Below are 8,947 nucleotides of genomic sequence, written 5' to 3' on the forward strand. Positions count from 1 at the left end.
TAAGTCTGCGGAGGCAGACATCGTTTGTCTAGAAGCGATTTCAATCGCCGATTCATTCATTCATTCTTTCTTTCATTCATTCATTCATTCATTCATTCATTCATTCTTTCATTCATTCATTCTTTCATTCATTCTTTCATTCTTTCATTCTTTCATTCTTTCATTCTTTCATTCTTTCATTCTTTCTTTCTTTCATTCTTTCTTTCGATCGCTGTCATTCGATCGCAAATCAAGCCTAAATTTTGCCAGAGGTAATATGCTGGGACTCATCAAACCCTTAAAACAGTTAAGACGCAGAACTCCCCTCGGATGGCTGCAACTGAGTCACGACAAAGGACGAATGGCGGTTGCAGTAGCAGGAATTGCCTTTGCTGACATTCTGATGTTCATGCAGTTGGGCTTCCAAAATGCCCTCTACACCAGCAATACGCGCCTGCACGCCACATTGCAAACAGACTTAGTTTTGATTCACCCCCAAGCCCGGAATTTGATTAATTTATCTTCCTTCCCCCGCCGCAGATTGTATCAAGCAATGAATGTACCGGGCGTCAAATCAGCCGATCCGCTGTACGTAAAAATTGCCAACTGGAAAAATCCCGAAACTCGGCGGGAAACCTCCCTGATGGTGGTGGGTTTCAATCCCGATCGCCCTGCGTTTGCGCTACCGTCTGTCAACCAAAATCTGAGCGCGATTAAATTGCCGGATACCGTGCTGTTCGATCGCGCTGCGAGGGGAGATTACCAAAGGACGATCGCCGAAATCGATCGAGGAAAATCGGTTAAAACCGAGATCGAGCGGCGCACTGTTAGCGTCAGCGGGTTATTCACAGTAGGAGCATCTTTTGCCGCCGACGGCATCTTGATGACGAGCGATCAAAATTACCTGCGCCTGTTTCCCCGACAAGAAGCAGCGAGTGTTAATGCCGGATTAATTCAACTGCAACCGGGTGCTGACCCGGTGCAAGTTCAACAAGTTTTAACAGCATACTTGCCCGAGGATGTCAAGGTACTTACTAAACAAGAATTTATCGATTTTGAGAAAAACTATTGGGCTAAGAATACTGCCGTTGGCTTTGTGTTTAATTTAGGCGTAGCGATGGGTTTTATAGTAGGAGTAATTATCGTTTACCAAGTTCTCTCAACCGATGTCAGCGACCACATGGGAGAATATGCTACTTTTAAAGCGATGGGCTACCGCAATGTTTATTTACTCGGCATTGTTTTTGAAGAAGCTCTAATTTTATCCATTATCGGCTTTTTTCCTGGATTGGGAGTTTCTTTCGGACTTTACGCCTTAACTCGTAACGCTACAAATCTGCCGCTGTACATGACACTGATCCGAGCAGTTACAATATTAATTTTAAACATGGTTATGTGCAGTATTTCAGGCGCTATTGCTACTCGGAAACTGCAAGCAGCCGACCCGGCAGATATGTTTTAATCTGCATTTCGTATCTCTCTTATCTCTCTCTGTGTTCTCTGCGTCCTCTGTGGTTAAAAAAATCCGAATCTTTAACTCATGAAATCCACTACACTCAACCCCACAACGAACAATTTACAGATTCCTGAACCTGTGATTGCCGCGCATCACCTCGACCACTACTTCGGTCAAGGTCAACTGCGAAAACAGGTACTTTTTGACATCAATCTCGAAATTAATGCTGGGGAAATTGTGCTGATGACGGGGCCTTCCGGTTCGGGAAAAACCACGCTTTTGACTTTGATTGGCGGACTGCGGTCAACTCAATTTGGCAGTCTCAAAATTCTCGGTCAAGAGATGTGCAAGGCTAGTTCAGATGTATTGGTGAAAGGGCGGCGGAAAATTGGCTATATTTTCCAAGCCCACAACTTGCACCGCAGTTTGACGGCGCTGCAAAACGTGCAAATGGGTTTGGAGGTTCACGGAAATTTGTCGCGTGCCGAAATGCGCGATCGCTCTGCGCAAATGCTAGCATTGGTAGGCCTGGAAGAACGGGTTAACTATTATCCCGATGATTTGTCGGGCGGACAAAAACAAAGAATTGCGATCGCCCGTGCCTTAGTTAGTCGCCCCCAAATTGTTTTGGCGGACGAACCGACAGCGGCTCTAGACAGCAAATCCGGGCGCGAAGTGGTGGTTTTGATGCAGCAACTGGCCAAAGAGCAGGGTTGTACGATTTTGTTAGTTACCCACGATAACCGTATTTTGGATATTGCCGATCGCATTGTTAACATGGAAGATGGAAAATTAGCCTAAATAGTTATTGGTTATTGGTTATTTGTTAGTTGTTGGTTCTAATAACCGATCGCAAATAACCCATAACCGATCGCAAATAACCCATAACTCATCGCAGATCGCAATTACTAATTGCTAACAACCAATCCTGGGCGATAAATCCCTAAATTGTGCAGGTACATTTGTTCGAGTTTGGGCAGCGACGAGTCCACGGAACCGCCAAAACGCCGAAAAGAAGGCCAGATGTAGGCGAGTTTTCTGATTGCGGGCTCCAATCTACCCGCTTCTATATCTTCTAAAGCACCTTTTTCTCGGATCAGCTCGACAGCTACAAAGTCTTGATTTTGCGGACTAAAATCGGTGATGCTAAATTTTTTAGCAAATCTATCCCAAGTTGTGCTGAGAAACTGATAGCGCCCCGCAGCATCGGAACACAGCTTTTTGCCGTAGCGGCGGCCGCATCTCATTTCTCTGGGATGGTCGCTGAAACTGGCAAATTTGGTGCCTGTGTACTGGGTGCGGTAGCCGTCGGAACTAGCGGTGCCTTCGGCGGTGGCTATGGTGTCGAGAAATGCTTTTACCCGATCGCGCTCGATGCTATGGTCAGTTGCAACTCGATCGTCAGTGGCCACCGACGGCAAGGGTTGGGGAGAGGGCGAGCTTTCTGTGGCGACACTCAGGCGTTTAGGAGGCGGCGATATTTCTGCTGAGACTGTTTGCCCCCAGAGTTTCGGCGCCATTCTACCCAAAAGAAAGCACAAACAAATGCACAAACTCCACCCCAGTCTCGAACGGAGGCGTTTGTACCGCTGGCTGTGCTGTCGCACGGGCCACGCGTACAGGGGGATAGCTGCGGGCAAGATTCCGGTTTGCTGGCCGAAGGCGAACAGCGATTTTAGAGCTAGCAAGGTTTGCTTGTAGAAACGGGGTGGAACTTTGCGAGTCCTCATCGCTGCGGCGAAAGTCTGGACATCTGTCAGAGTCACTTCTGCCAAAGGTTTTTCTACAAACAGTCGAAAACCGTTGGCTGCCTGCCAGCTAAAGCGCTTGCTGGGGGTAGATTTGCGGTTTACCCACAGACGAATTAGCTCTTGGTCGGACATACGAAGCAGATGGCTTCCCAGATGTTCTGATGCGTACAAGAGTACCTCCTCATATCACTTCTAGTTGAAGGTTCCCAGTTATAGATGAGATGGATAGGGATCGACGGAAACTCGCTTCAACCATACTAAGTGATACTACTAAGCGCTCACGGGGTCAAGTTTCATCGCGGCTTTTTCGAGCAGTTGAGTGTAAAGTTGACTTAGTTGGGAAGCTACACCGTCCCAACTGAAATTGGTTTGGACGCGCGCTCTACCTGCTTGTCCGAGTTGCTGCCGCCATAGTGAGTCAACTAATAGGCGATCGATCGCACCTGCAAAGGCTGCTTCATTTTTCGGCGGCGCCAGCAAACCGGTTTCTCGCGGCACTACGGTATATTTCAGCCCTCCCACGTCGGAGGCGACTACGGGCGTGCCGCAGGCCATCGCTTCAATGGCGACTAAGCCGAAAGGTTCGTAATGGCTGGGAACCACGCAGACATCGGCGGCTGCGTAGTAGGCGGGAAGAATGTCTCGGCTCAAGCCGCCAGGGAAGCTGGTAATGTCGCTTAAGCCTAATTCTTGAACCATGCGGCCGATGCGATCGCGCTCTTTACCGTCACTTTCCCCCTCGCGCCAGCCACCGCCGATAATTAGTTTTAAATCGCTTTTGTCACGGAGTGATGACAAACTGACGGCGCGGACTAAGGTTTCGATGCCTTTGCGGGGGTCAAAACGACCGACGTACAGCACGACTTTGGTTTCGGGCGCTATTCCCAACTGTTGGCGGGCGGCCGATCGGGCGATCGACCCAAACCGCTCTATTTCGGTACCGCAGGGAATAATATCAACATTGCCTTTTGAGGACACCAGAGACCTCATGTGTTCTCTTTCTTGAGGACTGGTAGCTACTACGCGATCGGCTGTTTCCAAAAGTGTTTTTTCTACGTGGAGCCTGGTTTTGGCAATCATGGGAATTGTCGAAACCGACTTGTATTTAACTGCTGCCAAAGAATGATAAGTGTGAACTTGTCGCAGGGGTTGCGATTTTTTCAACGCCATTCCCACCCAAGAAGACAGCCAGTAATTCGTGTGAACTAAGGGATATTGAAAGCCTGACTCTAACTGAAACTTCTGAAATTCGCGAACAAAAATAGGCAAATATCCGTAAAGTTCGTCGCGGGGAATAAATTCTTGCGGCCCTGCTACTAGGCGAATTGTCCGGCAATTGGGGCTGTGCTGGACAATGCTTGCTTGTTGCGAGTCCGATGAGCGGGTGAACATATCAACTTGCCACCCTTGTTTCGCCAGAGCTTCACCTACTTGACGCACGTAAACATTTTGCCCGCCCGCTTCTTCTTTGCCAATTTCTACAGCCGGATCGCCGTGAACCGAGATCAGGGCGATACGTTTTTTTGTTAATGAAATCATGATTGTTTACCAAAATTTAAAAAAAATGCAGCCGATCAATGTGCGATTTTGCGTCCTGCGCGGGGTAACGAAACGTAGCTGCTAATTGTTATTAAAGTCAAAATGGGCTAGCTATAAATCATCCTTCAGGGATAAATTGCCAGGATCAAATTGACAAACGACTTCCTTCTGCTGACAGAGACCAGCAGCAGGTCAAACTCTACATAATCAAAATGGAAATAAACGAAGGTGAAGGGAATTTCTTCGCTAGGGACTGTTCTCAAACTCCAACCAGCTTTCAGGTTGCTGTTCGAGATGCTGCCGTCAGTCCAAGGTAAAATTTTTACCTTAATGACTAAATAAATTTAGCTGTGGAGAAAGCAGAAGCAAATCGTCCTCAAGACATAATTTTAGAGAGCGATCGAAAAGAAAGCTAGATTATTGCCTTCAAAATTTTTCTTTCCTTCCGCCTTCCGCTTTCTGGCTGCTTCACTGTTGCTTCGATCAAAGCCGGGGATCGAATTTAACCTCAAATTTCCCAATTGTCAAATATTAAGAATTGTTCCGATGTTTGCGCGCTACGGATTCTCCTTTTTCGGTGTGCAGGGTATTATTTCGCGAAGCTCGCATTAGAGAGCCGTATCGGTTAGCCCAAACTTGGGTAAACTCGGCACCTAAGAACAGAATTTGAGCGGAATAATTAATCCAAAGCAGGATAATTACGAACGATCCCGCAGCACCGTAGGTAGAGGCAATACCGCTACCGCCGAGGTAAGCTCCAATGAGAGATTTGCCGATCGTAAACAGCATTGAGGTGATGGCGGCGCCGATCCAAACATCATTCCAGGCAAGATCGACATCGGGCAAAAGTTTGTAAATTAAGGCAAACAGTAGCGTAACTACGCCAAAGGAGATCGCAAAGTCCACAATCTGCCAAATACCTACTGGTAATTGCAACCAGCCGTTTAACCAATAGCTGACGGCAGCTAAAACGGCGCTAAGGACTAAAGATACTAGCAGTAAAAAACCGATGCCTAAAATCATCGTAAAAGACAATACACGGTCTTGCAGAAATCCCCAGATACCCCGACCCGGAGGCGGTGAAACATTCCAAATAGTATTGAGGGCTTCTTTGAGATTAGTAAACACGTTGGACGCGCCCCACAAAAGTGTAGCGATGCCGACGAGAGTTGCAATCATTCCCGACTTGGGTTCTGAGGCTTTGAGAATCAGTTCTTGGATAGTTTGGGCGCCATCTTTGCCGATTAAACTTTGGAGTTGGGCGACGATTTGACCTTGGGCTGCGTCTGCACCAAAGACTAAACCGACGATCGCAATTACGATAATTAGCAGCGGGGCGAGGGAAAAGACTGTGTAATAGGCTAGGGCGGCGGCTAGAGTTGGCGCTTTATCTTCTTGCCATTCAGTAAAAGTTTGTTTGAGCAGCGATATGACTGTTTTTAAGTTCACGACCTTTGGTTTCCTGATACTTATGCTTCACAAAGGGATTGTAATAGTTTAGGACTTTTTCAGCCTCAGCCACAAGATAGATTTATCGATTAGCAAACTCAGAGAATTACTTTTATGTCAAATTCCAACGCAAATGTTAACAGCACCGATGTCAAATCGTCCAAAAAAGCAGTTTCTTGGGCAAAACTGAGCGCATTAGTAGCGGTGGTAAATTTTTTAGTGGTGCTTTTCCATTTCAGTTACCTTCAGTTTCGCCCTGTTTATCAGACTTATTTGCCCGGATTAGTGAAAATTTACGACCCGATTAAAGGCATTAATTCGAGTTTGCCAAATCCCGAATCTTTGCCAAACACTGACCAGTTTTGGCGAATAGATGCGTGGTTTATCGGCTTTTTCTGGGCGGAATTTGTGATAAAAAGTCTGTTCCACACCCGCCGCAAACCGGGGGTACCTTGGTCTAATTTTGTGCTGAGGCGCTGGTACGAAGTGTTTCTGCTGGTGCCGATTTGGCATGGGTGGCGGATTTTGCCGGTGTTGGTGCGCCTCCACAAGTCGGGTTTGGTGAATCTCGATCGCGCATTTGCTCAAATTACCTACGAACCGGTGGCTTATTTAGCCGATACGATGTCGGAATACATGATGGTGCGGTTTATCAATCAAGCTCAAAGTTCGATCGAACAGGGCGACGCAGCGCGGGTACTGCTCGAACCGCAGCAGCCCTACCTTCACGTCAATCAAGAAAATACGATCGAACAAATTACCAACCGGATTTTGGATCTGACAATTTACAAAGTTTTGCCGCAAGTGCAACCGGGTTTGGAAGAATTGCTGCACCACAATCTGGAAACCACAATCAAACAGTCGGATTTTTATCAACTCCTGCAAACTTTCTCTCCGGTTAATATTCTGCCTAAGGAAATGACCGAACAGCTAGCAAATTATCTGGCTCAAACTGCGGTTGATGTGGTAGCTACTACTTACGAAGACGATAAAGGGCGCAAAATTATCGATAATTTTAGCCAAGAATTCAATCAAAGTTTGCGGCGGGAATTGCAAGATGAGAAAACTCTCGGGGAATTGCAGTCTCTGCTGTCGGATTTGTTGGAAGAGGTGAAGTTGAATTACATTCAAGGCGGGTTGAAGTCCGATCCGGAGGAGACTTTGACGGAAATTAACTCGCTGCGGGAGTTAAGGGAGGGTTGATCTAGTAATTAGTTTCGGGTTTGTTAATTGAATTTTTTTTAACGAACCGCGAAGAGGCGAAGGACGCGAAGAAAGAGAAGAGAAGAGAAGGGAAGATAAGAGTAAGAGTTCGCAAGTTGTACGGGTAAGGTGTGCAGTGCGCATTTTACCCGAAAGAATTGGTTGAAAGCCCGCCCGCCGGAGCGGGAAAAATTAAAATCAGACTATTGATTACTCCCATCCTCTGACTTAAGGGTAGAGGTCGCTCGTCTCTCTCAAACTGTCAACTGTCAACTGTCAACTGTCAACTGTCAACTGTCAACTGTTGAAGAATACGGGTAGTGTGGATATCCGATGTCAATCTATCTGAATGGCTAAGCTAATATAAAGGCGTTAGTCGAAAACATCTATCATATTATTTATCTATTTTGAACAACCTTACTTGTCTGGAAATAGAAGTCGCCCAAACACTGCTGAGATTAGCAATGTTGCTGGGCTTAACACTTTTAATCGCGTTTTTTGTGGCGTCAGAACTAGCATTAGTATCGGCCGATCGCCATCAAATCCGCCAACTCGCCCAGTTGCGCGATCGCCCAAACGCCAAAACTGCCGAACTCGTCCACCAAGCGCAGAACAACATACCGCATTACCTGTCGGTGACTCAAACTGGCACAACCGCAGGGAGTCTGCTGTTGGGATGGTTGGGCGAGGGAGCGACTGTACACTGGATCGAGCCCTGGATCGACAAATTGCCGATCGGTCATTTTCCGGCGATGCTGACGGCGCATTCGATCGCAGTTCCCGTAGCATTCATCTTTGTTACATACATCGAGATAGTATTAGGAGAACTCATCCCCAAAGTATTAGCAACCCACGCCCCAGAACGCACCGCTTTGCTTTTGATGCCATCCCTGGAAATCTGCTCGAAAATACTGTGGCCGCTGCTAGCAGTTCTCAACGGTACGGTGCGGCTGCTGACAGGTTGGATTACCAGTAAGCAGTCAGAACCGCTGCTACCAGATTCCGAAGCAACGATCGTTGAAAAAGACGCTCATTCAGCCCTAATTTCCGGCATCTGGGAAGTAACAGCAGTTAACGAAAAACTCGGGTTAAACCTGCCCACGAACCAAGCGTACCAAACAATCGCCGGATTCGCGATCCACAATTTCGGTAAAATCCCAAATCAAGGCGATCGGCTATTGTGGGGCGAACTAGAAATAGAAGCAGCAGATGTAGTAGAAGGCAGTTTAGAAACAGTGCTGCTGCGCCAGGTAACACGCCCCTTATTTGAGCCGCAACAGCCCGAACTCGTCTTGAATTGAATGACTACCAATAGGGACAATAATTGCTCAATTCTTTATCTTCCCTTCCATTCTCTTCCTAGCGCTTGCGCGCCGCTTCGCTAACGCGTCCTTTGCGTCTTCGCGGTTCATTTAAATCATGAGATTTGAGATTAACCAATAATCCCAAATCTCAAAAACTGCGCCTCAATTACCAGAAAGAATTGGTTGAAAGCCCGCCCGTCCGATCGGGATCAATTAAAATCAGACTATTCATTACTCCAATCCTCTGACTTAAGGGTAGAGGTCGC

The 8,947-nt window shown here is 47.1% G+C and carries 7 protein-coding genes; 4 read left to right on the plus strand and 3 right to left on the minus strand.

The features are described 5' to 3' along the window. Positions 1 to 256: 256 nt before the first annotated feature. Both devC and QT974_RS22465 read left to right on the plus strand, forming a co-directional pair. A complete protein-coding gene (devC, locus tag QT974_RS22460; protein ID WP_333470644.1) occupies positions 257 to 1,441 on the plus strand; it encodes an ABC transporter permease DevC in 1,185 nt (394 codons plus the stop codon). A 78-nt stretch (positions 1,442 to 1,519) separates the two neighbouring features. Continuing rightward, on the plus strand, positions 1,520 to 2,236 hold the full coding sequence (locus tag QT974_RS22465; RefSeq protein WP_333470638.1) for a DevA family ABC transporter ATP-binding protein: 717 nt from the start codon (positions 1,520 to 1,522) through the stop codon (positions 2,234 to 2,236). A gap of 107 nt (positions 2,237 to 2,343) precedes the next feature. On the opposite strand, the gene QT974_RS22470 is transcribed toward QT974_RS22465, so the two are convergent. The 3 genes from QT974_RS22470 to QT974_RS22480 all read right to left on the minus strand — a co-directional run bounded on the left by QT974_RS22470 (position 2,344) and on the right by QT974_RS22480 (position 6,174). Continuing rightward, positions 2,344 to 3,357, minus strand: a complete 1,014-nt coding sequence (locus QT974_RS22470; RefSeq protein ID WP_333470639.1) for a glycoside hydrolase family 24 protein — start codon at positions 3,355 to 3,357, stop codon at positions 2,344 to 2,346. A gap of 99 nt (positions 3,358 to 3,456) precedes the next feature. Further along, entirely contained in the window at positions 3,457 to 4,725 is a 1,269-nt protein-coding gene (locus tag QT974_RS22475; RefSeq protein ID WP_333470640.1) for a glycosyltransferase family 4 protein, read from the minus strand. Between the two features lie 531 nt (positions 4,726 to 5,256). Further along, on the minus strand, positions 5,257 to 6,174 hold the full coding sequence (locus tag QT974_RS22480; protein ID WP_333470641.1) for a YihY/virulence factor BrkB family protein: 918 nt from the start codon (positions 6,172 to 6,174) through the stop codon (positions 5,257 to 5,259). A 114-nt stretch (positions 6,175 to 6,288) separates the two neighbouring features. Between QT974_RS22480 and QT974_RS22485 the strand changes: the two genes are divergently transcribed. Continuing rightward, positions 6,289 to 7,377: a hypothetical protein gene (locus QT974_RS22485; protein ID WP_333470642.1), complete on the plus strand. Its 1,089-nt coding sequence runs from the start codon at positions 6,289 to 6,291 to the stop codon at positions 7,375 to 7,377. Between the two features lie 407 nt (positions 7,378 to 7,784). Then, the gene (locus tag QT974_RS22490; RefSeq protein WP_333470643.1) at positions 7,785 to 8,678 is read left to right on the plus strand and encodes a CNNM domain-containing protein; all 894 of its coding nucleotides are present in this window, start codon (positions 7,785 to 7,787) and stop codon (positions 8,676 to 8,678) included. Positions 8,679 to 8,947: the final 269 nt, after the last annotated feature.

The sequence above is a fragment of the Microcoleus sp. BM001215392 genome, from assembly GCF_036700185.1.
In the GTDB taxonomy this organism is placed as follows: domain Bacteria; phylum Cyanobacteriota; class Cyanobacteriia; order Cyanobacteriales; family Microcoleaceae; genus Microcoleus.

Coding starts and splice junctions, on each gene's coding strand:
- QT974_RS22465 (WP_333470638.1), top strand. CDS start 1,520: ATGAAATCCACTACACTCAACCCCACAACGAACAATTTACAGATTCCT.
- QT974_RS22485 (WP_333470642.1), top strand. CDS start 6,289: ATGTCAAATTCCAACGCAAATGTTAACAGCACCGATGTCAAATCGTCC.
- QT974_RS22475 (WP_333470640.1), bottom strand. CDS start 4,725: ATGATTTCATTAACAAAAAAACGTATCGCCCTGATCTCGGTTCACGGC.
- devC (WP_333470644.1), top strand. CDS start 257: ATGCTGGGACTCATCAAACCCTTAAAACAGTTAAGACGCAGAACTCCC.